The sequence below is a fragment of the Paenibacillus sp. Y930 genome (assembly GCF_056786375.1).
The window spans coordinates 838,605-864,613 of sequence record NZ_JBXCIX010000001.1 but is presented as its reverse complement, the minus strand read 5'-3'; the positions used below and the strand labels follow the sequence as shown (position 1 = coordinate 864,613).

Here is a 26,009-nt window from a genome sequence, read left to right as displayed (position 1 = left end):
GTAATGGCTCAAAGAATAGATACATTATCGAAGCAAGCATTTGAACGTGCCAAGAAAGTTATTCCTGGCGGTGTGAATAGTCCTGTTCGTGCTTATAAATCAGTAGGGCTAACACCTGTCTATGTTGAACGCGGTGCAGGAAGTCGCATCTATGATATCGACGGAAATAATTATATCGATTACATCCTTTCATGGGGACCGCTTATTGCTGGTCATGCTCATCCTAAAGTGATTGAAGCGATTACTGCGACTGCAGTGAAAGGTACGAGCTTCGGTGCGCCGACTGAAATTGAGACATTGATGGCAGAATTAGTATGTGAGCGTGTACCTTCTGTAGATATTGTACGGATGGTCAATTCCGGTACAGAAGCTACGATGAGTGCGATTCGCTTAGCACGTGGCTTTACAAACCGTACTAAAATATTGAAATTTGAAGGCTCATACCACGGCCATGCGGATAGTCTACTTATTAAAGCAGGCTCAGGCGTTGCGACACTAGGTCTGCCTGACTCTCCTGGTGTTCCTGAGCAAGTAGCGGCGAACACGATTACAGTCCCTTACAATGATCTTGAAGGCGTGAAGCTGGCATTCTCTCGTTATGGTGAAGAGCTTGCTTGTGTCATCGTTGAACCGATTGCTGGTAATATGGGCGTAGTCCTTCCTCAGCCTGGCTTCCTAGAAGGACTGCGTGAGCTAACAACACAATATGGCAGTCTGCTTATATTCGATGAAGTTATGACAGGCTTCCGTGTAGATTACAACTGTGCACAAGGGCGCTTAGGCGTTACTCCTGACTTAACTTGCTTCGGTAAAGTTATTGGCGGTGGCTTGCCAGTGGGCGCATATGGTGGTCGTCGTGACATTATGGAGCAAATTGCCCCAAGTGGACCGATTTATCAAGCAGGTACATTATCAGGAAATCCACTTGCGATGGCTGCAGGTTATGCGACGTTGCAATTAATGACCAAAGAAGCGTATGCTCAGCTTGAAACAAAAGGTGCAGCATTGCAGGCTGGTATCGAAGCGAATGCGGCGAAGCATGGCATTCCATTAACGGTTAATCGGATTGGCTCCATGGTATGTCCATTCTTCACCAATGAGCAAGTTACTAACTTCGAGACGGCTAAGTTAGCGAATCTAGATCATTTCAAAGCGTATTTTGCAGAGATGCTCAATCAAGGTGTGAGTGTTCCACCTTCTCAATTCGAAGGATTATTTTTATCGATTGTGCATTCTGATGAGGATATCGCCAACACGATTGCGGCACATGATATTGCACTATCAACGCTAGTCAATAAATAAAAAGAGGTAGTTCAAAACAGCGGACTTTGATAACGATGATTATGCTATCGAAGCTTAGTCGACATCGAATATGAAGCGAACTTGGAAAGTACGGTTCGCGTGTACCAATAACGTACACTTGCGCTTCCGCCTTTCTCAAGTAGCGCTCCATCTTCTCGGCTTTCGAAATCCCGCTTTTTGAACTTCTATTGGAAGGGGTGAATGCTGTGTTTCATCAGCTTATAACTCGTCAAGGCATGGATCTCGTATTGAACTGGGAACGGTTAGGTGAGATGTTAGATGACGAGCAAGCATATACACAGCCAAGGGCTGGTAGTCATCCGCATGAAGTGCGACAATGGCTACTAGCCTATTCCTTTTTCCCGACCAAATGGTTGAATCAGATTTTTTCTGTTGGTGGGATGAAGTGGAATGGCGATCTGTTACATTTATTAGCTTATCAAGAAGTTGATATAACCCGTGACGAAGTGTATCGAAGCGCTGGGCAATTGTTGAGCTCAGGTCACGATATGGTTCAAATGCTTTACGAGGATGAACATTGCTTAGTCGTTTATAAGGCGGCAGGAATGCCAGTCCATGGATCGGTTAAAGGTCAGCAAAACACACTCGACGTAGCTGTAGCTGCCTATATGCTTAATAAGCAAGATCCAATTCTCGTTAGACATATCCATCGATTAGATGATGAGACATCGGGCCCTGTCCTTTATGCCAAGCATCAACTTGCACAGCTAAAACTAGATGAGCAAATGCGTAACAAAGAAGTGGATCGACAGTATATAGCGATTGTTCACGGTGTATTGTCGCAGGGTGCAGGGACAGTAAATGCTCCGATTGGCAAAGATCGACATGAGCCTAAGCGCAGAGTTGTAACAGCAAGTGGAGAATCAGCGCTTACACACTATCATGTTGTTGCGAAATATGAGCATTATACGGAGGTTGCGTTAAAACTGGTGACGGGTAGAACGCATCAAATTCGTGTTCATATGAAGCATCTAGGTCATCCGTTAGTAGGTGATAAATTATATGGTGGCGACACCAAATGGATTAACCATCAAGCGTTGCATGGAGCAAGTCTAACCTTTATTCATCCTTTAACATCTGAACAAGTGTATGTACAAGCAAAGCTGCCAGCATGGTATGCAGAAATAAAGCAATATATAACAAAAAGATAGTCATGCTAAAGCTCCCTTCACCATATAGATAAATAGTGAAAGCTAGAATAAAACAAGCATTCATTATGTGAAGGGAGGCATTCAAATGTCTGAAGTAAATAATGGTCTGCGCTTTGATATTTATGAACGTGTACATTTGCCAGACAATGTCGCAGCGATTGATGAGCTTGAAGAAATTGAGCTTGTTCCACGCATTCAAGTGATAGAACAAGGAGATCAGGCTGTATTGCAAGGTCAGCTTGTCTTGAACGGGATTTATCGCGCACAAGGAGCGGAGGAAGAGCAAGTCGCGTTAGAGCATTGGATACCTGTAGAAATATCGCTACCAATGAATCGAGTGTCAAGAATAGAGGAGATTACGGTCGATATCGATACGTTTGATGTCGTCTTGTTATCGTCTCGGGCACTCAATATTACAGGTATCCTTTCATTGCGTGGGATTACGCTTGAGCATGAGGAAGAAGTGAGTGAGTGGGAGACGGAAGCATTTACAGTATCCCATGAACGTAGTGAATCGGAAGAAGAGGCTGTTGAGTGGGCTACGGAGCTAACGGAAGCGCAGCAAAGTGAGCAGTATGAAACAGCTGAAGCGCAAAGACAAATTGTTCAAGAAAAAGTGGTTGAGAGCGAATCCTATTATGCAAGCTATTTGCAAGAAGAGCAAACTTCAGAGCATGTGTTTGCGCAAACACATGAAGAGCTACGTACCGAGCAATACGAAGCTGCCGGGCAAGATGAGCAGTATGAAGTCATTGAAAATGAAGATCAATACGAAGTCGCCCAGCATGAAGAAGAGCAAGCGGTCTTGTACGCATACAATGATGAGGATCTTAAGCGAGAAGCGGAGGCTCAACAATATACTGCTGATGCTTATGTAGAGGGACCAACCGATGCAGCTCATGAAGCAGCATCGAATCCTTGGGGTCAATTTGTGAGTGAAGCGCCGCTAGAGCAAGGAAGAGAACAGCAAGAGTATGAAATGCACGAAGCAGAACGAGATCTGCAAACGGAGCAAGAGTTTGAGGAGTCCGCTTACGTCGAAGCAGTGGAAGGCACTAGCGAGCCAACAAGCCAAGAACACTCCGTTCATATCGCTTTAAATAGTAGTTCAAATCAGAATGAAACATTAGGTATTCGTTCTGTTCTAACTTCTAGTTTGCGCGAACAAGCTGCTCATCAAGCTACTCTTTTACAATTGGAAACAGAGAGGCAGCTTGAGGAAGCTTCTAAGCCTCATGTTGTAGATGAGGAAATTGAATGGCAACAATTATTTTTAAGCAAGCGCCCTGATCAGAACGAGTTCCGTCGGATTCGGATGTGCATTGTGCAAAAAACAGATACATTAGAACAAATTGCAAGTCGTTATAGTATCAATCCGAGAGAGTTGTTAGTGCGTAATAATTTGCATGAGTCAGCGATTTCTGAAGGGCAATTATTATATTTACCCTAGAAATATTATGCTAACTCGTCGATAATTACATTACTTTCCAAGAAAAGTATTCAACCATATAGGTAAATAGGTTCAGTGGCTACTATGCCGTTGGACCTTTTTTTTGCTATTTTTCGAAAAACGAACAGTTTGCTAACATCCACTAAACGATTATCCGATATAGTTGTGAGAAAAGAATGAATATGGAGGAATTATCATTGGCTAAAAGACTATCGATACGTACGCGCCTCATTTTGCTGATATTGATTCCATCAATGATGTATATGGGTTCAAGTGTATATTTTGTGCAACAAAACAAACTCATTGTAGATCAGTTGACTTCTTCTTTGTATGAAACGACTGGTCAAAGTACCTCACTTATACTGAATGCTGATCGCGATATGTATCAAGCATTAACAGCTTTTCAGCTGCTGACGCTGGGTACATTAAGTGGGGATGAGCAATCAGCTCAGCTGCAAGTTTTGACAGAAAATATTGAGCAAGCGAATGAAAGAGTCGGACAAACATTGGATGTTTTGCAAAAGAAAGAGCTTATGGAAACTGCTCATGCGGAGACGACGGAAACGATTGAACAAAATGCAACGAATTTTCAAACCTTTTTCGATCAGTGGGTTATGGATACGAATGCCGCTTTGAAATCAGCGAATGATGGCATTGATGATATACAATTGTTAGCAAGCTTTGAAGAAGCTCGCTCGAGCTTGGATCAAATTGGCGAAATTCTGGATGATTACGCCCTGAAAAGTATTGTAGATATTAATGAACAAAATAGTAATACAGCTACAAAGCTTTATATTGGTATGACGATCATTCTCGTTATTCTGTCGATAGCAGGTGTAGCATCAATTAGGAAGATCATGAAAACGCTTCGGAAAATCATTAGCGTTTCTAGTGACGTTGCAGCGGGAGATCTACGCCATGAGCCGCAGACCAAGTATGACAACGACGAGCTTGGTAAAATAACGGAAGCCGTCGATATAATGCTAGTCAAAATGAAAGAGCTTATTGGAACGATTGCTTCTAATACCTTATTTGTTCGTGAGGCTTCTATTGAGCTATCGGATAGTTCCAAGGAATCTGCCAAAGCGGCTGAGCATGTAACTATGGATATTCAAGAGATGAATCAGGATGTGGAAGTACAAGCGAAAAGCAGTGAAGAGACGAGCCGAGCGGTTGAAGAGATGGCGATTGGAATTCAAAGAGTGGCTGATAATTCAGGCGTAATGGCGGAACATTCATCGCTAACTTCGCGTCATGCGGAAGTTGGCAATAAGTTACTGATCAATCTTCAGCAGCAAATTGTAAATATGCTTGCTTCAGTGGAGCAGTTATCTGAAACAGTGCAGTCTTTAACACATAAATCTAATGAGATTGGGGAGATTGCATCGAGCATTACAACATTCGCAAAGCAAACCAATTTACTTTCTTTAAACGCTTCTATTGAAGCTGCAAGAGCGGGTGAGCACGGCAAAGGGTTTAGTGTTGTAGCTAATGAAATTCGCCTCTTGGCTTCGCAATCACATGAATCAGCGGAGGGCATCAACCGTTTGATTCAAGAAACGAGAATTGAGATCTCTAGTGTATCCGAGTCGATGAATACGACGAAGCAGGTAGCTAGATCAGGCTCAAGTATGATGGATGAAGTTAATCAAAGCTTTGCTACGATTATGGAGTCTGTCGCCCACATTGTAACTCAAATTCATGAAACATCGGCGATTACAGAGCAAATGTCAGCGAGCTCCGAGGAAATTTCCGCGACAATGGATCATGCGGCGGCAAGCACATCTCAAATTTTCGTGAGATCTCAATCGGTCGCAGCCGCTACTGAAGAGCAATTAGCGATGATGCAAAATATAGCTGCTGCGTCCGAACAACTAGGGGCTGTCGTGGATACATTGAATGAATCCGTAGCCTATTTCAAAATCAAATAGCGTATATCATCGTTAGAAATTGACGACAGCCTGATCATACGTTATTATATTGATATATGTGTAATAATGTTGATGAGGAATAATATACTTACGTTACCTTCAGAGAGTAGAACTGTTCGCTGAAAGGTTCTGCAGGATAACAGGTATATGGGTCACCTCTGAATTGCCTTGCTGAGCATAGCGTAGCTATGATGTAGGTTAGGCCGGTCACAGCCGTTATCTGTTATGAGAGCCACGCTACGGTTTTGTAGTGTGGAATTAAGGTGGTACCACGGAAGCTAGCCTTTCGTCCTTTTGTAGGATGAAAGGCTTTTTTTGTTGCATAATTTTGGTATGCCCACGCTTTCGATGTAACTTTTCTTTACAGTGAAGTTCAATCAAGCAGCTAATGAAAAGTTTTAGGAGGATGAACAAATGTCAGATAATCAATCTAATTTAACGATGCCAACGACTTATGATCCGAAGGCAGCGGAACAGAAATGGTATGACTTCTGGGTAAAAGGTAATTACTTTCAAGCAGGTCAACGTCCCGAGGCAGAACCATATACAATCGTAATTCCACCCCCGAACGTAACAGGAATGTTGCATATTGGTCATGCGTTAGATTTTACACTTCAAGATATTCTTATCCGTGTTAAGCGTATGCAGGGGTATGATGCATTGTGGCTGCCTGGTACTGACCATGCAGGTATCGCAACGCAAACAAGAGTAGAACAAAAACTACGTGAGCAAGGTATTTCTAGACATGATCTTGGACGTGAAAAATTTCTTGAGCAAGTATGGGAATGGAAAGATCAATATGCTGAGACAATCCACGACCAATGGGCAAAAATGGGGCTATCTCTTGATTACTCACGTGAACGCTTTACACTTGACGATGGTCTGAATAAAGCAGTTCGTGAAGTGTTTGTGCGTCTATACGAAAAAGGATTAATTTATCGTGGTAAAAAAATTATTAACTGGGACCCTGTAGCTCGTACTGCGTTGTCTGATATTGAAGTGGAGCATAAAGAGGTTAACGGTCACTTGTATCATTTACGTTATCCATTGAAAGACGGAACCGGCTTTATTACAGTGGCAACTACACGTCCGGAGACGATGTTAGGTGATTCAGCAGTAGCAGTACATCCCGAAGATGATCGCTATAAACATTTGATCGGACAGATGATTGTCCTTCCGATTGTTAATCGTGAAATTCCAATTATTGCAGATGAATATGTAGAGAAGGATTTTGGTTCTGGCGCAGTGAAGATTACGCCCGCACATGATCCGAATGACTTTGAAGTTGGTGAGCGTCATAGCCTTCCGCAAATTATTGTGATGGACGAAACAGGTACGATGAACGATGAGGCAGGTCCATATAAAGGGTTGGATCGTTTCGATTGCCGTAAGCAGCTCGTAAGTGATCTACAAGAGCAGGGCGTGTGTGTATTAATCGAAGATCACTTACATCAAGTTGGTCATAGTGAGCGCAGTGGAGCAGTTGTAGAGCCGTATCTATCTACACAATGGTTTGTAGCGATGAAACCACTTGCAGAAGCGGCTATTGCTGCTCAAAAGTCTGGTAAAGGCGTACGTTTCGTGCCAGATCGTTTTGAAAAGATCTATTTGAACTGGATCGAAAATGTGCGTGATTGGTGTATTTCTCGTCAATTATGGTGGGGACATCGTATTCCGGCATTTTATAATGATGAAAATGGCGAGATTATCGTATCTGCTGAAGATCAGACCGATGCTAATCTTCGTCAAGATAATGATGTACTAGATACATGGTTCAGTTCTGCATTATGGCCTTTCTCAACATTAGGCTGGCCAGAACAGACTGATGATTTAGCACGTTACTATCCAACGAATGTACTTGTAACTGGCTACGATATTATTTACTTCTGGGTATCACGGATGATCTTTACAGCACTTGAATTTACAGATGAAATGCCATTCCAAGATGTGCTATTGCATGGACTTGTACGTGATAAAGATGGTCAAAAAATGTCTAAATCACTAGGCAATGGTGTTAATCCACTTGAAGTTATCGAGCAATATGGTGCCGATGCTATGCGCTTTATGATCTCAACAGGTAGTACGCCTGGTCAAGATTTGCGCTTCCGTTATGAGAAGGTAGAACAAGCTCGTAACTTTGCTAACAAAATATGGAATGCTTCTCGCTTCGCGTTGATGAATCTTGAAGGTTTCACTTATGAAGACATTAATATTACCGGCAAGCTCGGAACAGCAGATCGCTGGATCTTGCATCGCTTGAATGAAGCCGTTCGTGATGTGACACGACTAGTTGATAGCTATGAGTTTGGTGAAACAGGCCGCGTGCTTTATAACTTTATTTGGGATGATCTGTGTGACTGGTATATCGAATTCTCCAAATTAAGTTTGAATGGCGACGATGCAGAAGCAAAAGCTGGTACGCAATCAGTACTTGCTTATGTGCTTGATCGTACACAGCGTTTGATTCATCCATTCATGCCTTTCATATCTGAAGAAATATGGCAGCATCTACCACATGATGGCGAGACGATTACACTTGCTGCATGGCCTGTATATGATGCTGCGCTGGAAGCTCCAGAAGCAGTGAAAGAAATGGAACTGCTAATGGAAATGATCCGTGCTATCCGCAACATTCGTGCGGAATTAAATGTACCGATGAGTAAAAAGGTAGAATTGCTTGTGAAACCAGCTTCTGATGCTGAGTATCGTATTCTAGTTTCCAACGAAGAGTTTATTAAACGTTTTTGTGGGACGTCTTCGCTTGAAATTTCTACTGAAATTTCAGCTCCTGAAAAAGCAATGTCTGCTATTATTACAGGTGCAGATCTGTACTTGCCACTAGCAGGTCTACTTGATATTGCTCAGGAAATTACTCGTTTAGAAAAAGAAGTTGATCATTTGAACAAAGAAGTAGAGCGCGTTGAGAAAAAACTTTCGAATGAAGGTTTTGTAGCGAAGGCTCCTGCAAAAGTTATTGACGAAGAACGTGCGAAGATGAATGATTATGCAGAAAAACGTAATAAAGTTGTTGCCCGTATTGCTGAATTGCGTACTAATTAGGTGATTAGAAAAGGGGTATTCTCATGAGCGTAGAAATGAACCAACAACAAGTAAGCTCAATGGAATCTTATGTGGAGGCTACCGAGTGGATCAATTCGTTGATTCCATTCGGCATTCGCCCTGGTCTTGAACGCATTGAACAATTGCTGGAGAGTCTAGGTAATCCTCATCGTCGTTTGAAATTTATTCACGTTGCAGGTACGAATGGTAAAGGTTCTGTATGCTCATATCTTACTCATGTTATTCAAAAAAGCGGATATGATGTAGGTACATTCACATCACCTTATATTACAAAGTTTACGAATCGTTTACAGTATAATGGTGAAGATATTGAAGAGGATGTATTGTTGGAATTGGCGAATAAAGTTCGTCCACTTGCTGAAGCAATGGCAGCAACTGAACTAGGTTCTCCAACAATGTTTGAAGTGACAACGGCGATTGCTATTCTATTCTACGCAACAGTAACGTATCCTGACTATGTAGTGTGGGAAACTGGGCTTGGTGGTAGATTGGATGTAACTAACGTTGTTACGCCAGCATTGTCGATCATTACGAATATTGGTCATGATCATATGGACAGATTAGGCGATACGCTTGAAGCGATTGCACTTGAAAAAGCAGGGATTATTAAAGCTGGTGTGCCAGTTATTGTAGGTGTCACGCAACCCGAAGCGATTGAAGTGATTGCGCAGTATGCCAAAGAGAAAAAAAGCACAATCTATTTATATCAGCAGCAATTTGATCAAATGCCATTATATGTTGATGAATTTGAGCAGCAATTCCGATTTGAAGGTCTTTTCCGTAATATAGAAGAGGTTACGATTACGTTAAGCGGGGCGCATCAGCGTCAAAATGCTGCGGTAGCGATGATGGGAATTGAAATTTTACGTCAGTACCAAGCACTTATTGTTAGTGATGAAGATTTACTTGAAGGTATGAAAATGACAACTTGGCCTGGACGTTTGGAGATGATTCAGCAGCAACCACGTCTACTTATTGATGGTGCACATAATCCAGAAGGTGCTGCAGCACTGGCAAGCGCACTTAAGACAACTTATAAATATGAAAAATTGCATCTTGTTATGGGAATGATTGAGAATAAGAGTCACCATGACACGTTGAAGCATATATTACCATTAGCGGATACATTGATCTTAACAGAGCCTAATTATCGGATGGCGAAAGATGCCAATGAATTAGCTACTCTGGTGCAAGATCTTGTAGTTGAACTTAATCTTTCCAACCCTCCGCGAGTTATTGTAGAGAAGGATTGGAAGCAAGCAATACAGCTATTACTTGAAGAAACAAATGAATCAGATCTTGCAGTTGTTACTGGTACATTGTATTTGATAGGAGACGTACGCTCGTATATGCTACACAACAAGGATGCAGAAAAAGGCTGGTGAATTCTCTTTGAAAGCAAATGAACATGTTCATTTCATTGGAATTGGTGGATACGGCATGAGTGCTATCGCTAAAGTCGTTATGGAAATGGGCTATAAAGTAACAGGATCTGATGTTGCACATTCAGCATTATCTCAAAAATTATGTGAACAAGGCGCATCGATTGTGATCGGACACGATGTCTCTCATATGCAAGGGGCTACGATCGTTGTATATTCTACAGCGATAAGTCAAGAAGATATCGAGCTTGTGGCAGCTAAAGAAGCGGGTATTACGGTGCTACATCGTGCGGAAATGTTAGCTAAACTACTTAATGCTACTTCAGGTATAGCTGTTGCTGGTGCACATGGCAAGACGACAACATCTTCTATGATTGCACTTGTGATGGAAATGACAAAGCAGGACCCTACTTATATTATTGGCGGTGAAATCGTCAATCTAGGAACAAATGCTAAAGCTGGCAAAGGATCATACCTTGTAGCAGAAGCTGATGAAAGTGATGGGTCATTTCTTCATTATTTCCCGGAAATCGCTGTTATTACAAATATTGAAGCTGATCATCTTGAAAATTATGATGGTGATTTTGAAAATATTAAAAAGGCCTACGTACAGTTTTTGAAGCAAGTGAAGACTGATGGCAAAGTAATTGTATGTTTTGATGATCATAATGTTAGAGAGTTATTGCCTCGTGTATATGAGGATGCTACATTACGTGAACAGCAACTTATTACTTATAGCATTTATGAGCAAGCAGATTATATGGCAAGTAATATTATCGAAGGTGACCGTACGGTTAGCTTTGAATTGTCTTATCATGGAACATCATTAGGTCAATTCGTGCTATCAGTACCAGGTATACACAATGTGTACAATGCCATAGCAACAATCACTACATGCTTAGAGGCTGGTGTTGAGCTTGAAGCGCTACGTAAAGCAATCACATTATTCGTAGGTGCAAAGCGTCGCTTCCAAGTGATGGCAGACGTACGTGACATGCTTATTGTTGATGACTATGCTCATCATCCAACGGAAATTGTGGCAACGATTAATGCCTCAAAAGCAACAGGGAAGCGTATTACTGTCGTATTCCAACCGCAGCGCTTTACACGTACATTCTTCTTACTAGATGAATTTAGTAAAGCATTCCCTGAAGCAGATGCTGTTATTATTACAGACATTTATTCGCCTGCTGGTGAGGAAGCAATAGAGGGCGTATCGTCGCAAAAATTAGTTGAATTGATTAAAGCCAGTGGTCAACACAATGTACAATATATCGCTACGAATGAAGAAGTGCTTGAGCAATTGAAAGCAACAATTGGGCCGGGTGATCTAGTCATTACGATGGGTGCTGGAGATGTTTGGAAAGTTTCTCATGCGCTAGGCGAATTTATAAAAGGATAAAACTTTGCATTAGCTTTCGATTAGCATTAGTCTTCAAATAGCATCTAAGTTTGGTCGTCTATATGACCCTACTTGGATGCTGTTTTATTTTCGGAAATCTTCCCAGCATTTACACTGCGAGTCGAAATAAGTGAAAAAGTTACTTTGTTAGCTCCTTCATACATTGCTACTTTCGCTCTGTAACGCCAAAAACGACGCTACAGCTATGCATCCTTTCATCCACCTCCACCGTAGCAAAGTGAACTAATCCCTTCACCTACGCCGTAGCGGAGAGAACCAATCGCTGGTGGAGAAGCGATAGCGGTCGTTTTTGTACTCGGATTTATACCGCTATCCCTATTACAATAAATCCGAGTACAACGGCGATCAGAATAGCGATTAGTTCTCGGAGCGCTACCCACAACCACTTTGATTAGTTCTCTCCGCAATCTTCTATCATATTATGTCTGAAAGTTTCATAGACTTATAGAGATAAAAGAAGGAGAGTGATAGAAATGCAACATCAAAACCGAATTACTTATCGATTTGATCGTAATGGAAATAAAATAGATTCTTTACAGCAGCAACATCCAATAGTGAGCGAGGTTGATTCTACACAAGAGTTGAATATTGAGCAATTAGAGCAATTAATTCGTAATAGTGATGGTGTCCTTGCAGATACTGGAGAAGTACGAGCGTCTTTAAATGAGGGGCGGCTTTCTCTGGCAGAACAGGAACAGCATCAGCATCAACATCAACATATCGATCTAGACAGCTATGACCTTGAGGCATCGCGTTCCATGTATGATGCATATCAACCAGACTGGACAGCGCCGAAATTGCGTGATGATTCACATCAATCTGATCGGGGAGCGTCGCATTTGTATGATGATTCACATCAACCAGACTGGACAGCACCGACATTGCATGGCGAGCCACTGTTACACGAGGTGCAAGTAAGTAGACGCAAAGGGAAGTTTAGTTGGACGAATGGATTAGTTGCTGTACTGTGCGCAGTATTAACGGGTACTTTACTCGGTTATTTGTTGCTTGTCCAAGTATTTGGGTCTGTGCTTTGGCCAAGTAGTAAGTCAACGGAACCTACCGCAATAGGTGATGCAGTAGTTGATCAAGCAGAAGTATTGCCATCTACAGTTGACAATGTTCCGACGGTATTTCTTAATATGTCTGAAGCCCAGTATAGCTATCAATTGTTACAGGCAGGGGTATTCAGTAAAGAAGATACAAGAGATGAAGTGATTGCCGCTTTGCAAAAAGCAGGTTATGCTGCGGAATATACGCAAGTAAATAATGGTAAATATTTTGTTTATGCAGCTATCGCTACTTCACTGAATAATATAGAGCCGTTCAAAACTGCAGTATCAGGATTTGAATTATATCGTAAAGAAATAGTATTGCAATTACCAGAAAAAGTACAATACGGTGGTGAAGCAACGCAATTAGAATCGTATGTTCAAAGTAGTAATCAGCTTATCGGAATGTATGCTGATCTTGTAGCTGCACAATTAGAGCAGCCTACACTTAGCGTTATAGGTTCATCTGCGCAACAAGCATCGCAAATGCAATACGACAAATGGGAAATTATTGCACAAGAAGCGATAGATGGATTCAAAGGTACTGCGAATGAATTGCAAGCAACACAATTACAACAATCGTTACAACTAGCACAACAACAGCTACTGAAATACCAAGAAAAACCAAGTGCAAAAAACATTTGGGGAGTAGAAGCAGCAATTATAAAAGCGGTACTTGCACAAAAAGAATGGTTTGAGCAAGTTAACGGATTGTCATAGACTATATTGGTGCGTATAATAGAAACAGTAAGATGTAGTCAGGGAGGGAATTGGACTGTTGAAGAAAAGTAAGTGGATATTGTTATTGCTCATTCTACTAGGTTTACTTGCAGGTTCACTTATCGGCTACTGGCTTGATGCGGTACCAGGACTAACCTTTCTAACAAAAGGACTCACGACGGAATGGTCACCATTCTTTGATCTTCATGTCATTGTCGTTGACTTATCGATAGAGATTAATATTAGTCTACTGAGCATTATAGGAATGCTAGTAGCGATATGGTGGTATCGTAAGCTATAATTGGAGTTCAAATGCTTGACTGTGACTGCGATGTCTTGCATGGAAGTGAGCGTTAAAAAGGAGTAGTAAGCAGATGGATGATTGCATAATGTCATATGAACATAAATCGATTAGTCGGTTAGTACTGGCTTCATCGTCACCGCGCCGGAAGGAACTGGTCGCCACACTCGACCTTTCCTTGCCGGTGTCTGTTTTTTCTTTGGATACGGACGAAACTATTCAAGCAGATTGGTCGCCAAGTGAAACGGTGGAACAGTTAAGCTTGGCTAAAGCGACTGCAGTTAGGGAAGCTATTCTTGCTAGAGAAGTATTAGAATTTTCTTTTGATGAGAATTCATTAATATTAGCTGCAGATACGATTGTTGTGTTGGATAATGATATATTAGGGAAGCCTACTTCCATCGAAGATGCTGTCACGACGCTGATGCGTTTACAAGGCAGAGAACATCAGGTGCTAACCGGAGTAACATTACTTCATTCACGTACTGGTGAGACGCTTGTACAACATCGGGTGACTCATGTAAAGATGCGTCCTCTCTCTGTAGAAATGATTCGTTCCTATGTTGCAACTGGAGAAAGTGCTGACAAAGCCGGTTCCTATGGCATTCAAGGGAAAGGTTCTATCCTCGTTGATTCTATTACAGGCTGCTATTTTAATGTTGTCGGTTTGCCAGTTTCGCTTGTGGCAGAAATGCTAATGCATTTTGATGTAATGGTATTACAATAACTAATTGATAAGGAATGGTGGGAAATGGACATGGCAGACAGTGGGTCTAGCTTGCGTAATGTCCCCCATAACGAACGTCCTAGAGAGCGCATGATGACATATGGGGCCGATGCATTAAGTCATGCAGAGTTATTAGCGATATTGCTTAGAACAGGCACGAAAAACCAATCAGTTGTAGCATTGGCAACAACGGTACTACAGCATTGCGGAAGTTTGCGACAACTGGTAGATATGAGTGTAGATGAGCTTACCGCTATTAAAGGAATTGGACAAGCAAAAGCATTACAATTACATGCAGGAATTGAGCTCGGCAAGCGTGTTGCACGCAGCAGGCTTGGAGATACTGTAATTGTGAAAAGTCCTAATGATGCAGCAATGTACATTATGGAGGAACTGCGATATTTGAAGAAAGAGCATTTTATATGTCTGTTTTTGAATACGAAGAACGGGATTATTGCGAAGGAAACATTATCTGTTGGAACATTGAATGCATCATTGGTTCATCCAAGAGAAGTATTTCGTGCAGCAATACGTAATAGTAGTGCTTCCATAGTATGTGCTCATAATCATCCTAGCGGTGACCCTACACCAAGTCCAGAGGATATTAAGATTACGAAGAGACTGGTTGAAGCGGGCTCCCTAATTGGTATAGAGGTACTTGATCACCTTGTTATTGGCGATGGAAAATTCGTTAGTTTGAAGGAGCAGGGCTATCTATAATATAATGTATAGGGATTGACCGACTAGAAGGGAGTTACATCATGTTTGGAAGTTCGAAAGATTTAGGAATTGATTTAGGCACAGCTAATACTTTAGTGTATATTAAAGGAAAAGGTGTTGTCGTGCGCGAACCATCTGTGGTCGCGATTCGTAATGATACAAAGGAAATTGTAGAAGTAGGGGAACATGCAAAGCTAATGATTGGACGTACGCCAGGTAATATTAGTGCGATTCGTCCAATGAGAGATGGAGTTATTGCTGATTTTGATATTACTTCTGCAATGATTAAATATTTTATTAAAAAGGCTCAGAAAAGCCGTTCTTTATTCGGGAATCATCCGAATATTATGATCTGTGTCCCTTCCGGAATTACAGCAGTTGAGAAACGTGCTGTGGAGGATGCAGCTAAGCAGGCAGGTGCAAGAGAAGCACAAACGATCGAAGAGCCATTTGCAGCTGCTATTGGAGCAAATCTACCTGTATGGGAACCAACGGGTAGCATGGTAGTAGATATTGGTGGTGGATCAACGGAAGTTGCCGTTATTTCACTTGGTGGTATTGTAACTAGCCGTTCTGTCCGTGTTGCAGGTGACAATATGGATGAATCGATAATCCAGTTTATTAAAAAGCATTATAATTTATTAATTGGTGAACGGACTTCTGAACAGCTGAAGATTGAAATTGGTTCAGCAACAAAATTATCTCAGCCGAAAACAATGGATATTCGTGGCCGCGATATGTTAACTGGATTGCCGAAAACATTAACGATTTCCTCTGATGAAGTGACGGAAGCATTAATGGATACAGTTACTGCAATTGTAGACGCAGTGAAAGTTACACTTGAAAAATGTCCTCCTGAATTATCAGCAGATATTATAGATCGTGGCATTGTATTAACAGGTGGTGGAGCACTACTTGCTAATTTGGATCAACTATTAAAAAAAGAGACGGGAATGCCGGTTATTGTAGCGGACAATGCTTTGGATTGTGTAGCGATTGGAACAGGACTTGCGTTAGAGCATCTTGATTTGTTCAGATCAAAAACTTCACTCAAATCTAAGCGCTAAGCTTATGCCTGGAATCTCACACATGGCAGGTGAAAACTTTTGTTCAATTTATTAAAGAATAAGCGACTTTTTTTGTTGATGATCGGTTTTCTAATATTTATTATTATGATTGGATTGTCTATTGGTGGTAGACAATCCCTTACATGGCCTGAGAAGTTTTTGAAAGATGCCATAGGTAGTATTCAACAAGTTATTTATCGGCCCGCTGGTGCAGTAGCGGGCTTCTTTCAAGATATGAAGAATCTTTCGTCAATCTATGAGGAAAATGAGCAACTTCGTAAGCTTGCTGCTCAGTATGCAAGAGATAAAGTTGAATATAATTTTGTGAAAAATGAGAATGAACGGTTACAAGATGAACTTTATTTCACTGCACACCAGAAGGAGATGTATGATTATACATACATGATCGCACAAGTTATCTCTGTCAGTAATGATGCGAATAATCGGACGATCAATATTAATCTAGGCTCCAAACAAGGTGTGCAAAAAGATATGGCAGTTGTGACCGTTGATGGTTTAGTCGGTCTAGTTAATGCTGTAACTCCTTTTACAGCATCTGTTACGCCATACACGGAGCTTAATTCTTTATCGACAGCATTTAATGCGATTTCAGCTACGGTTATGAATAAAGAAAAAGATTCATTCGGTGTTCTTACAGATTATGACGCTGAATTAGAGCGCATTATGATGACGAAAATTGGTGAGAGTGATCCGATTGCTAAGGATGATATCGTCATTACATCTGGACTTGGTAATATTTATCCTAGAGGCTTGCAAATTGGTACGGTTGAATCATTGAAGGTTGGTGATTTCGGATTAACATATGAGGCAACGATTAAGCCTTTTGTTGACTTAAATCAATTAACAGAAGTATTCGTTGTGAAAATTCCGCAAATTACCGAAGATGAGGAGCTTACGCCATGAGCTTGAATCGAATCGTTCTGATCATACTTATTGTTTTTGTATTAGAAGGAGCTTTAATGCCTTGGATAATACCTAGCAGTTATGGTGATCGAATTATTCCTCATTTTACATTTGTAATGGTAATTTTCGCTTCCATGTATGGTAGTCGTCATCAAGCGCTTGCATTAGGTATGGGCTTTGGACTGCTACAGGATATTATGTATTACGGTCATGTTATAGGCACTCATTTCTTCTTCATGGGATTGATAGGCTATTTGAGTGGTATTTTACTAGAACGTAAAAAAGCTACACTTATGCTTGCCATTTCGACTATTGGTTTTGCAACGATTGGATATGATTCAGCGTTATACTTTGTTAATAAAGTATTTAAGCTTACGACGGGTTCCTATCCGTGGGCATTAATTCAATATATTTTACCAAGTTTATTTTTGCAGCTTGTTTTTGCACTATGCATATACATACCAGTACGTAAAATGTTTGAGCTAGGAAAGCAAAGACGTTCTTCAGATTCAGCTGAGGAATTATAGCCGCTAAGAAGGAATAGCTTGAACATATCGAGAATACATTACGTTGGGAGGGACTTAGATGACTGAAAAACAGCATATTATGATAAAGGGTGTCAAGGATGGTCTGCTTTTCCTTCTCGACGATAAGTGTGAATTCGAGGTGCTCATTTCCGAGTTAAAGTATAAAATCGAAAAAACCCATCAACAATTATTATCTGGTCCTTTAATTCATATTACTATTAAGCTTGGACGAAGAGTTATTACGGAAGAACAATCGAAGTCAATTTCGGATATTATTCGTTCGCAAGGTAATCTTATGATCCAAGCATTTGAAAGCGATATACCTCCCGAAGATAAAAATAAGGCCCATGCTGAAATGAAGGTTATGTCAATGATCGTTAGATCTGGCCAAGTTATTGAGTTTGACGGAGATTTATTGCTCATAGGTGATGTGCATCCAGGTGGAGTAGTCCGCTGTAGTGGTGATATTTATATTATGGGATCGCTTAAAGGACAAGCATATGCAGGTGCTAATGGACGAGAGGATGCGATTATTGTTGCCTCGTATCTTAAACCGACTCAATTGAAAATCCATGAAATTATTAGTAGACCACTGGAAGAGTGGGAAGCAACAGATGGTTTTATGGAATATGCATATATACAAGATAATGCGATGATTATACAGAAGCTAACGCTACTACATCGAGAGAATAGACTGCCAATTATGATGAGGGGAGTGTAAGAGAATGGGAGAAGCCATAGTTGTTACATCTGGAAAAGGTGGAGTTGGTAAATCAACAACATCTGCTAACGTAGGTACGTCGCTTGCATTGTTAGGGAAGAAAGTAATACTCGTGGATACCGATATTGGTCTTCGTAATTTGGATGTTATTATGGGACTAGAAAACCGGATTATTTACGATATTTGTGACGTTGCAGAAAATCGTTGTCGCTTAGAGCAAGCGATTATTAAAGATAAACGTTTCGATGAGCTGTATATGCTACCAGCAGCCCAAACGAAAGATAAAGATGCGATTAAACCAGATCAAGTGGGTAAAATTGTGAATGAATTGAAGCAAACTCATGATTTTGTTATTATCGATTGCCCAGCAGGCATTGAACAAGGCTTCCGTAATGCGATTGCAGGTGCTGACCGTGCGATTATCGTAACTACACCAGAAGCGACAGCAGTTCGTGATGCTGATCGCGTAATCGGGTTGCTTGAGCAGAACAAAATACCTTCAAAATTAATTGTTAATCGTATACGTCCTGGTATGTTGAAATCAGGTGATATTCTTGATGTTAATGATATTTGCCAAGTGCTGGCAATTGATTTGTTAGGTATTGTACCGGATGATGAAAAAGTAATTGCTAGTGCCAATCATGGAGAGCCAGTTGCTTTGAATCCTGCTTACAAAGCGGCGATTGCCTATCGTAATATCGCTAGACGTATGCTTGGAGATATGGTTCCTTTGATGGTGCTTGATGAAAAAGTAGGCACTTTCAAAAAGATCAGAAAGCTTTTTGGAATGGGATGATATAGTTGCTTAATAAGCTCAAAAAAATTGACTGGATGATCTTAATCATTCTTGTTGGATTAATGTTCTTCAGTTATTTTATTATCCGAAGTGCTACCGAAAATACGATATTGTATCATGGCTTTGAAAATAAGCAATTAATGTACTATATTATCGGATTTGTAGTTGTCATCTTGTTAGTATTTATCGATTACAGAATCTTTCTGAAATCTTGGTGGATCATCTATATTATTGGGATTGCTTCACTAATACTTATTTTCCCTTTAGGTAAAGAGATTAATGGAGCTATTGGGTGGTTTGATATTGGTGGTATGTCCGTTCAACCTGCTGAAGTAGTAAAATTATTTCTTATTATAGGTATTGCATATCTCATGGGCAGACGACAAGGTGAACAGCTACGATTCCGCAGAGATATTATTCCGATCGGAATTTTTTCGATTATACCATTCGGACTTGTTATGGCCCAGCCCGATCTTGGTAATGCAATAATTTACTTCGTAATTGTTGTCGGAATGTTATGGATAGGTAATGTAAAGCATTTGCATGTACTAATCGGTATAGGAGCTTTAGCAATCGCGATAGCGGGAGTGTTGTTTCTATTTAATACGTTTAATGAAGATATTGAGAAATATCTTGATGATAAGGGTAAAGAACATTGGTATCAACGTATTAATACCTTCTTAAATCCTGATGAAGCATCCAAAGATGCGAAGCATCAATCGGAAAATGCGATACAAGCTGTCGGTTCTGGTGGGTTATCAGGGCAAGGTTATCTTCAAGGCGGTATGAAAAATGGTGGTTTCATACCTTATCCATATTCGGATTCCATCTTCGCAGTTATCGGTGAAGAATTTGGATTCCAAGGTGCAGCTGTACTATTATTACTTTATTTCTTGCTTATTTATCGGATGATTATCGCCTCCTTCAATTGTAAAGATAGGCGAGCCTCGTATATCATTATCGGGATTTCCTCCATGTTCGTGTTTCAAATTTTCCAAAACATCGGCATGATGATCGGATTAATGCCGATTACTGGGATTACACTTCCGTTCATTAGCTACGGTGGTACTTCCTTGCTGATCAATATGTTCTGTATTGGGTTGGTGTTGAGTATACGCTCGCATCAGCATATGTATGAGCTACCCGACTGAGGGGAAGTTCAAAATCGCGGACTGTGATCACGATGATTATGCTAACGTAGCGTAGTCGACGGCGAATATGCCCTCTATCGAAAGCCAAGCACAAGCACCGTACACGTTGCTAAGTATTTCATAGTAGTCCACCAATAAATGTGTGCTAGTCACAATATTTATTGGTGGGCTTTTTTTATTACGTGATGCTGTAGTGTCAAATTTGGTGTTACAGAGTGAAATTTTCGCGATACGTGATGCTGTAGTGTCAAATTTGGTGTTACAGAGTGAAAGTTTCGCGGTACGTGATGCTGTAGTGTCAAATTTGGTGTTACAGAGTGAATGTTTCACGGTACGTGATGCTGTAGTGTCAAATTTGGTGTTACAGAGTGAATGTTGCGTGATACGTGATGCTGTAGCGTCAAATTTGGTGTTACAGAGTGAATGTTGCGTGATACGTGATGCTGTAGCGTCAAATTTGGTGTTACAGAGTGAAAGTTGCGCGATACGTGATGCTGTAGTGTCAAATTTGGTGTTACGGAGACAACGGAACGACTATGCTAGAACTAATTTCACTTGCAGTGTAGCTACAACGCTGAACCTGTCCATTTTTCTCGCCTTGTAGTGCATACTTGTCCGCTTCCATTCATACGTATTAGGAAGATGAATGGAAATGGAGTTGATTATGTTGAGTAAACGGCCATCAAATGTAGAGAATGATCCTGAAAAGTTTTGGAAGTTGAATGCAAATCCATGGGAGCATGGTGGCAACCAAAGTAACACCCCAGAAGATCACTCTGTGCTAGCAGAAGGTGATTCCTCAAAAACGTATAGTTTTTTCAGACATTTGAAAATACAGACAATCATTGCATTGGTATTGCTCGTTGTTATTTTTGCTGCATCGCAGTTTTCAAATTCTTATATTGATAAAGGGAAGGTTTGGTTGAATCATGAATTACAAACATCAATCAACTTTGTAGCGGTAGCTGGCTGGTATGAAGATATTTTCTCGGGCTCCCCATCTTTTATTCCTAGCTTCGGTAATAAAAGCGAGCTAGCATTGGCTAAACATAACCAGAATGTTGAAGCGATTGCACCAATCCAAAATGGCATTCTTCTGCATTCATTTGCACAATTGCTTAATGGTGTGGAAATTGTGGGCGATTCGAATGCGGTAGTTCATGCTGTAGCAAAAGGGAGAGTAATTCTTGTAAGGGAACAGCAGGATAGTGTAATTATTCAGCATGCTGATAATCGTATGTCTATATATACAAGGTTGAATGAAGTTAATGTGGAAGTTAGTGACTGGGTAGAAGCTGGAGCAAGCATCGGTAAGCTCGCACCTATTGCAGATGAAGATTATAGTGTGTTATTTCTAGCGATGAAGCAGGGGGAACAGTATATTGATCCGTTGGAAGTGATTTCAGTTGAATAAATGGCTGCAAATCAAATGGAGTCTTCATCCACTATTTATTATGATATTGTTAGCATCTATGCTGACAGGATATTTTCTTGAGTTAATTATTTTGTTTTTACTCGTTATTGTGCATGAATTAGGGCATATTGTTATGGCACTTGCGATTGGCTGGCGTGTAAAGGCAGTTAGATTATTACCTTTTGGGGGCGTAGTTGAAGTTGACGAGGGAAATGGTGCATCAGCGAAAGATGAATGGCTTGTTGCTATTGCAGGGCCGTTGCAAAATATTTGGATGGCTGCCTTTGCTTGGATCATGGGAGACTTGGGATTATGGTCATTAGAATGGACAAACTATCTTATTCAAGCTAATTTATGGCTAGCGGCGTTCAATATGCTTCCGATACTGCCGCTTGATGGTGGCAAAATAGTACTAGCTATGTTAAGTTATCGCTTTCAATTTTTTAATGTTCTCCTGTGGACGGCTAGAATGAGTATTGTTTGTAGCATTATTCTCATTGGATATGCTATTCTTCCTGTTTTCTTGAATGTTCAAGGAATTAAATTGAATGAATTAATGATCGGAATATTTTTACTATACTCTAACCTGACCTATCATCGACATGTTCCTTTTTTATTTTATAGATTTCTACTATTTCGTTTGAAGCGTGTACATGAGCTTGAAGCTACGGGAGCACGAGTTGTGCCAATTTTAGCGCAATCAGAGCAAAGCTTGTATGATGTGTTCAAAAGATTTAAACGAGAACAGCTGCATCTTTTATGTGTTGTCGATAGCACCACACAAGGAGTGAAATTATACTCTGAGCAAGAGACTTTGCAATATAGCTCAGATGGGATTAATCTTCATCGTGCAGTTGGAGAACTTTTCCGTTAAAATGAAAGAAACGGATAAAGGTGGTGACGAGAAATGAAGCAATTGCTTATCCATAGGGACAAAGATCATACTCAAGCAGCGCTATTAGTGGATGGACAACTGACGGAATTCTTCGTGGAGCAAACAGTAGGACGTAGCTTAGTAGGAAATTTTTATAAGGGTATCGTGCAAAATGTATTGCCTGGTATGCAGGCTGCATTTATTGACATTGGTATTATGAAAAATGCATTTATTTATGTAAATGATATGCTTGATCCTAATATGGATAAACAACCTCAAGAAAAGCCAACCATTTCTCAGGTTACCTATCCCGGTCAAGAGCTTATAGTGCAAGTAGTGAAAGATCCTTTTGGCAATAAAGGTGCACGTGTAACGACTCATTATAATTTGGCAGGAAGATGGCTAGCTTATATGCCCTATGCAAATTATATTGGTATATCCAAAAAAGTTGTAGATGAGCATGAAAAGGAGCGTTTGCGGCAAATGGCAGCTCAGCTAATCGCTAATAATGAAGGAATTGTTATGCGAACGGCGGCTATTGGTGAAACGAAGGAATCATTACAGTCAGACGTATCGACTCTTCGTCATTTATGGAAAGAGATTTCTGAAACGTCCGAAAAGGTGCAGGGACCGTACTTGCTTCACAGTGAAGAACAATTGCTACAGCGTATCTTTCGTGATCTATATCAATCAGATGTTGATGAGATTTGGGTAAGTTCACCCGAGCTTCAAGCTGAAGTTCAACTTATTATGAAACTGATTGCACCGCAACAATTACCGAATATACGGAGCTTTGTACAGCAACAGCATAAAGTTATTTCAGAGCATGGCGTGCACAAACAATTGATGACAGCTTTTGGACGTAAAATCCCGCTTGAAAACGGGGGCTATATTATATGGGAAGAGACCGAAGCGTTAACGGTTATCGATGTGAATACTGGCAAATTCGTTGGTCATAATAATTTAGAAGATACATTGTATCAGACCAACGCTGAAGCAGCACAGCTAATCGTTAGATTGCTACGTTTACGAGATACAGGTGGTATTGTAATTATTGATTTTATAGATATGGAGCATGAAGAAAATCGTAATCGTATCTACAAAATTTTATATGATTCTGTTAAATTCGATGGAGCGAAATGTGTTGTCTTTGGTTGGACAAGACTTGGATTAATGGAATTAACACGTAAAAAAACACGAGATAGTTATACTTCAAAACTATTACAAGAAATTCAGTTGAAGTAATAGGCTACTTATGATACAATGTTTTGGTGTATTGTTCACAAATGTGAATGATGCAAGTACCGCACGAGTCGGGTTTAAGCTCATTGGAAACAATGACACCTTGATTAGGCGAGTCTTCGACAAATAAGGAGGTGCACCAACTATGTTCGCAATTATCGTAACTGGTGGTAAACAGTATAAAGTTCAAGAAGGCGATGTAATTTACATCGAAAAGCTTGATGGTAACGAGGGAGAAAACATTGTTTTTGACCAAGTTCTAGCTGTATCAGGTAGCAACGGTTTTGTTGCAGGTACTCCAACTGTATCTGGCGCTAAAGTGTCAGGAAAAGTGGAGAAACACGGCAGAGGTCAAAAAATCATTGTATACAAATACAAAGCGAAAAAGAACTACAAACGCAAACAAGGTCATCGTCAACCGTACACTAAAGTAACAATCGAAAAAATCGAAGCTTAATAGGAGCTAAGATGATTACGATCACTATTGTACGAGAAAACGATAACAATCGTATTGCATCATTCGCTGTTGAAGGACATGCTAATTATGCGAAACACGGTAAAGACATTGTCTGTGCAGGTGTATCTGCTGTATCGGTTGGTACAGTGAATGCGATCGAAGCGTTAGCGGGAGTTGAGCTTCCAGTTAAGATGAAGAATGGCTGGTTATCTTCTCCTATTCCGCGAATCGCGGATCAAGTAGTGGAAGATAAGCTTCAGTTATTGCTTGAATCTATGATTGTGATGCTTGATTCGATCGCTCAATCATATGGTGATCATGTATCGGTACATGATCGCAATTCAAATAACAGTTAAGAAGGAGGGACACTAGATGTTGAAATTAAATCTTCAGTTGTTCGCATCCAAAAAAGGTGTAGGTTCTACTCGAAACGGTCGTGATTCTCATTCTAAGCGTCTTGGCGCTAAACGTGCAGACGGTCAAGTCGTTTCTGGTGGTAGCATTTTGTACCGTCAACGTGGTACAAAAATTCACCCTGGAACTAACGTAGGTATCGGTAAAGATGATACGTTATATGCTATGATTGACGGCGTGGTTAAGTTTGAACGTTGGGGTCGTGAACGCAAAAAAGTGAGCGTATACCCAGTTGAACTAGCACCAGTTGCTGCAGCAGTAGAAGCTTAATAACGAACGTAAGTAGCCCCTTCCAGCATCGCTTGGTCGGGGCTATTTTTCAATAATGGTATAATAGGTAGTTTAAAATTGCTGACTGTGATCACGATTTTGAATTTTCATTAGAAGTAGTCATGTGAATTAAAGAGGTGGATTTGCTAGATGGAGCAATGGTACGTATGGCGACGTTGGCTATGGCTTACTGCTTTTATACCTGCAATATTAATCTTCGTTTGGCCTAGTCACAGTTGGATGAATCTACTTGCATTAATTTGGGTAGCAGCTATTGGTGCTATTTATTATTATGTGGAGCAGAAGATACACAAGGAACAGCTATCGTTGACGTTAAAATCAACACATAAGCAATGGATTTCAACGATGAATCATCATCGTCATGATTGGATGAATGATCTACAAGTACTATTTGGTTATATTCGACTTGGCAAGCAAGAGCGTATTACTGAATATGTAGAACGAATAAAGGGGAAGATGTTAGCGGAGAGTTCAATCTCAAAGCTAGAGGAACCTTATCTTGTTAGTTATCTAATTGGCTTTCGAACGATTCCGAGTAATTTCATTTTAGAAGTTAGTTTTGTCTCTAATGAAGAACAACGATCGATGACTATAGAGAATGAGCAAGTAAGCGAGATTATTATATCTATGATATCGGCGTATCGATTGTATGCAGATATGGATATGTCATCAGAGCCGATTCTCCAATTACAATTTGAGAACAATCAAGATCATTTGAATATACATTTTATATTTAATGGTATCATGCGTAATAAAGAGTTGTGGCAACAAAAAATAGAACAGCAGTTGAATGGCGCTAGATCTGTACAAATCATTGGTGCATTATCAGTCGAGCAAATTGATTTGCAGATAACTAGAGCGTGAACGGGG

24 protein-coding genes and 2 other annotated features are annotated in these 26,009 nt (G+C 40.5%); all 24 genes read left to right on the top strand.

The window, feature by feature from the left end:
- The first annotated feature begins 3 nt into the window (after positions 1 to 3).
- The 24 genes from hemL to AC1TO5_RS04010 all read left to right on the top strand — a co-directional run bounded on the left by hemL (position 4) and on the right by AC1TO5_RS04010 (position 26,003).
- Positions 4 to 1,302 (top strand): glutamate-1-semialdehyde 2,1-aminomutase, encoded by a 1,299-nt coding sequence (gene hemL / locus AC1TO5_RS04125; RefSeq protein WP_482061504.1) that lies wholly within the window; start codon positions 4 to 6, stop codon positions 1,300 to 1,302.
- Positions 1,303 to 1,508: 206 nt separating this feature from the next.
- Positions 1,509 to 2,474 (top strand): RluA family pseudouridine synthase, encoded by a 966-nt coding sequence (locus tag AC1TO5_RS04120; RefSeq protein ID WP_482061503.1) that lies wholly within the window; start codon positions 1,509 to 1,511, stop codon positions 2,472 to 2,474.
- Positions 2,475 to 2,559: 85 nt separating this feature from the next.
- Positions 2,560 to 3,924, top strand: coding sequence for a LysM peptidoglycan-binding domain-containing protein (locus AC1TO5_RS04115; protein ID WP_482061502.1), 1,365 nt, complete (start codon positions 2,560 to 2,562; stop codon positions 3,922 to 3,924).
- 197 nt (positions 3,925 to 4,121) lie between these two features.
- On the top strand, positions 4,122 to 5,855 hold the full coding sequence (locus AC1TO5_RS04110) for a methyl-accepting chemotaxis protein (RefSeq protein WP_482061501.1): 1,734 nt from the start codon (positions 4,122 to 4,124) through the stop codon (positions 5,853 to 5,855).
- A gap of 60 nt (positions 5,856 to 5,915) precedes the next feature.
- Positions 5,916 to 6,152: a binding site (T-box leader), on the top strand.
- A gap of 117 nt (positions 6,153 to 6,269) precedes the next feature.
- On the top strand, positions 6,270 to 8,915 hold the full coding sequence (locus tag AC1TO5_RS04105; protein ID WP_482061500.1) for a valine--tRNA ligase: 2,646 nt from the start codon (positions 6,270 to 6,272) through the stop codon (positions 8,913 to 8,915).
- 23 nt (positions 8,916 to 8,938) lie between these two features.
- The gene (locus AC1TO5_RS04100) at positions 8,939 to 10,321 is read left to right on the top strand and encodes a bifunctional folylpolyglutamate synthase/dihydrofolate synthase (protein WP_482061499.1); all 1,383 of its coding nucleotides are present in this window, start codon (positions 8,939 to 8,941) and stop codon (positions 10,319 to 10,321) included.
- 7 nt (positions 10,322 to 10,328) lie between these two features.
- Entirely contained in the window at positions 10,329 to 11,720 is a 1,392-nt protein-coding gene (murC, locus tag AC1TO5_RS04095) for a UDP-N-acetylmuramate--L-alanine ligase (protein ID WP_482061498.1), read from the top strand.
- A 494-nt stretch (positions 11,721 to 12,214) separates the two neighbouring features.
- Positions 12,215 to 13,513, top strand: coding sequence for a hypothetical protein (locus AC1TO5_RS04090; protein ID WP_482061497.1), 1,299 nt, complete (start codon positions 12,215 to 12,217; stop codon positions 13,511 to 13,513).
- Between the two features lie 58 nt (positions 13,514 to 13,571).
- On the top strand, positions 13,572 to 13,814 hold the full coding sequence (locus tag AC1TO5_RS04085) for a DUF4321 domain-containing protein (protein WP_482061496.1): 243 nt from the start codon (positions 13,572 to 13,574) through the stop codon (positions 13,812 to 13,814).
- Positions 13,815 to 13,887: 73 nt separating this feature from the next.
- Complete coding sequence (locus AC1TO5_RS04080) at positions 13,888 to 14,541, top strand: Maf family protein (protein ID WP_482061495.1); 654 nt, start codon at positions 13,888 to 13,890, stop codon at positions 14,539 to 14,541.
- A 30-nt stretch (positions 14,542 to 14,571) separates the two neighbouring features.
- Entirely contained in the window at positions 14,572 to 15,261 is a 690-nt protein-coding gene (gene radC / locus AC1TO5_RS04075; RefSeq protein WP_482061494.1) for a RadC family protein, read from the top strand.
- 41 nt (positions 15,262 to 15,302) lie between these two features.
- A complete protein-coding gene (locus tag AC1TO5_RS04070; protein ID WP_482061493.1) occupies positions 15,303 to 16,328 on the top strand; it encodes a rod shape-determining protein in 1,026 nt (341 codons plus the stop codon).
- Between the two features lie 39 nt (positions 16,329 to 16,367).
- Entirely contained in the window at positions 16,368 to 17,252 is an 885-nt protein-coding gene (gene mreC / locus AC1TO5_RS04065; RefSeq protein ID WP_482061492.1) for a rod shape-determining protein MreC, read from the top strand.
- Positions 17,249 to 17,779, top strand: a complete 531-nt coding sequence (gene mreD, locus AC1TO5_RS04060; protein ID WP_482061491.1) for a rod shape-determining protein MreD — start codon at positions 17,249 to 17,251, stop codon at positions 17,777 to 17,779. Before mreC ends, mreD begins: the two co-directional genes overlap by 4 nt.
- 58 nt (positions 17,780 to 17,837) lie before the next feature.
- The gene (locus AC1TO5_RS04055) at positions 17,838 to 18,500 is read left to right on the top strand and encodes a septum site-determining protein MinC (RefSeq protein ID WP_482061490.1); all 663 of its coding nucleotides are present in this window, start codon (positions 17,838 to 17,840) and stop codon (positions 18,498 to 18,500) included.
- Between the two features lie 4 nt (positions 18,501 to 18,504).
- Complete coding sequence (gene minD, locus AC1TO5_RS04050; protein ID WP_482061489.1) at positions 18,505 to 19,296, top strand: septum site-determining protein MinD; 792 nt, start codon at positions 18,505 to 18,507, stop codon at positions 19,294 to 19,296.
- A gap of 5 nt (positions 19,297 to 19,301) precedes the next feature.
- On the top strand, positions 19,302 to 20,447 hold the full coding sequence (locus tag AC1TO5_RS04045) for an FtsW/RodA/SpoVE family cell cycle protein (protein ID WP_482061488.1): 1,146 nt from the start codon (positions 19,302 to 19,304) through the stop codon (positions 20,445 to 20,447).
- Between the two features lie 664 nt (positions 20,448 to 21,111).
- Complete coding sequence (locus AC1TO5_RS04040; protein WP_482061487.1) at positions 21,112 to 21,861, top strand: peptidoglycan DD-metalloendopeptidase family protein; 750 nt, start codon at positions 21,112 to 21,114, stop codon at positions 21,859 to 21,861.
- The gene (locus AC1TO5_RS04035; RefSeq protein ID WP_482061486.1) at positions 21,854 to 22,735 is read left to right on the top strand and encodes a M50 family metallopeptidase; all 882 of its coding nucleotides are present in this window, start codon (positions 21,854 to 21,856) and stop codon (positions 22,733 to 22,735) included. The genes AC1TO5_RS04040 and AC1TO5_RS04035 overlap by 8 nt, the downstream gene beginning before the upstream one ends.
- Positions 22,736 to 22,768: 33 nt before the next feature.
- Entirely contained in the window at positions 22,769 to 23,980 is a 1,212-nt protein-coding gene (locus AC1TO5_RS04030) for an Rne/Rng family ribonuclease (RefSeq protein ID WP_482061485.1), read from the top strand.
- Between the two features lie 44 nt (positions 23,981 to 24,024).
- Positions 24,025 to 24,106 (top strand) — a sequence feature (ribosomal protein L21 leader region).
- A 16-nt stretch (positions 24,107 to 24,122) separates the two neighbouring features.
- Positions 24,123 to 24,434 (top strand): 50S ribosomal protein L21, encoded by a 312-nt coding sequence (gene rplU, locus AC1TO5_RS04025; RefSeq protein ID WP_482061484.1) that lies wholly within the window; start codon positions 24,123 to 24,125, stop codon positions 24,432 to 24,434.
- 11 nt (positions 24,435 to 24,445) lie between these two features.
- The gene (locus AC1TO5_RS04020) at positions 24,446 to 24,790 is read left to right on the top strand and encodes a ribosomal-processing cysteine protease Prp (RefSeq protein ID WP_482061483.1); all 345 of its coding nucleotides are present in this window, start codon (positions 24,446 to 24,448) and stop codon (positions 24,788 to 24,790) included.
- A 16-nt stretch (positions 24,791 to 24,806) separates the two neighbouring features.
- Positions 24,807 to 25,118: a 50S ribosomal protein L27 gene (gene rpmA, locus AC1TO5_RS04015; RefSeq protein WP_482061482.1), complete on the top strand. Its 312-nt coding sequence runs from the start codon at positions 24,807 to 24,809 to the stop codon at positions 25,116 to 25,118.
- A 150-nt stretch (positions 25,119 to 25,268) separates the two neighbouring features.
- Positions 25,269 to 26,003 carry a Spo0B domain-containing protein gene (locus tag AC1TO5_RS04010; RefSeq protein ID WP_482061481.1) on the top strand — a complete coding sequence of 245 codons (735 nt, stop codon included), beginning with the start codon at positions 25,269 to 25,271 and terminating at the stop codon, positions 26,001 to 26,003.
- Positions 26,004 to 26,009: the final 6 nt, after the last annotated feature.

Bases quoted from the DNA above. Each gene is read 5' to 3' on its own strand.
- AC1TO5_RS04070 (WP_482061493.1), top strand. From the start codon at position 15,303: ATGTTTGGAAGTTCGAAAGATTTAGGAATTGATTTAGGCACAGCTAAT.
- AC1TO5_RS04105 (WP_482061500.1), top strand. From the start codon at position 6,270: ATGTCAGATAATCAATCTAATTTAACGATGCCAACGACTTATGATCCG.
- AC1TO5_RS04020 (WP_482061483.1), top strand. From the start codon at position 24,446: ATGATTACGATCACTATTGTACGAGAAAACGATAACAATCGTATTGCA.
- rpmA (WP_482061482.1), top strand. From the start codon at position 24,807: ATGTTGAAATTAAATCTTCAGTTGTTCGCATCCAAAAAAGGTGTAGGT.
- AC1TO5_RS04055 (WP_482061490.1), top strand. From the start codon at position 17,838: ATGACTGAAAAACAGCATATTATGATAAAGGGTGTCAAGGATGGTCTG.
- minD (WP_482061489.1), top strand. From the start codon at position 18,505: ATGGGAGAAGCCATAGTTGTTACATCTGGAAAAGGTGGAGTTGGTAAA.
- rplU (WP_482061484.1), top strand. From the start codon at position 24,123: ATGTTCGCAATTATCGTAACTGGTGGTAAACAGTATAAAGTTCAAGAA.
- mreD (WP_482061491.1), top strand. From the start codon at position 17,249: ATGAGCTTGAATCGAATCGTTCTGATCATACTTATTGTTTTTGTATTA.
- AC1TO5_RS04090 (WP_482061497.1), top strand. From the start codon at position 12,215: ATGCAACATCAAAACCGAATTACTTATCGATTTGATCGTAATGGAAAT.
- AC1TO5_RS04030 (WP_482061485.1), top strand. From the start codon at position 22,769: ATGAAGCAATTGCTTATCCATAGGGACAAAGATCATACTCAAGCAGCG.
- AC1TO5_RS04010 (WP_482061481.1), top strand. From the start codon at position 25,269: ATGGAGCAATGGTACGTATGGCGACGTTGGCTATGGCTTACTGCTTTT.
- AC1TO5_RS04040 (WP_482061487.1), top strand. From the start codon at position 21,112: ATGTTGAGTAAACGGCCATCAAATGTAGAGAATGATCCTGAAAAGTTT.
- AC1TO5_RS04115 (WP_482061502.1), top strand. From the start codon at position 2,560: ATGTCTGAAGTAAATAATGGTCTGCGCTTTGATATTTATGAACGTGTA.
- hemL (WP_482061504.1), top strand. From the start codon at position 4: ATGGCTCAAAGAATAGATACATTATCGAAGCAAGCATTTGAACGTGCC.
- AC1TO5_RS04100 (WP_482061499.1), top strand. From the start codon at position 8,939: ATGAGCGTAGAAATGAACCAACAACAAGTAAGCTCAATGGAATCTTAT.
- radC (WP_482061494.1), top strand. From the start codon at position 14,572: ATGGCAGACAGTGGGTCTAGCTTGCGTAATGTCCCCCATAACGAACGT.
- AC1TO5_RS04080 (WP_482061495.1), top strand. From the start codon at position 13,888: ATGGATGATTGCATAATGTCATATGAACATAAATCGATTAGTCGGTTA.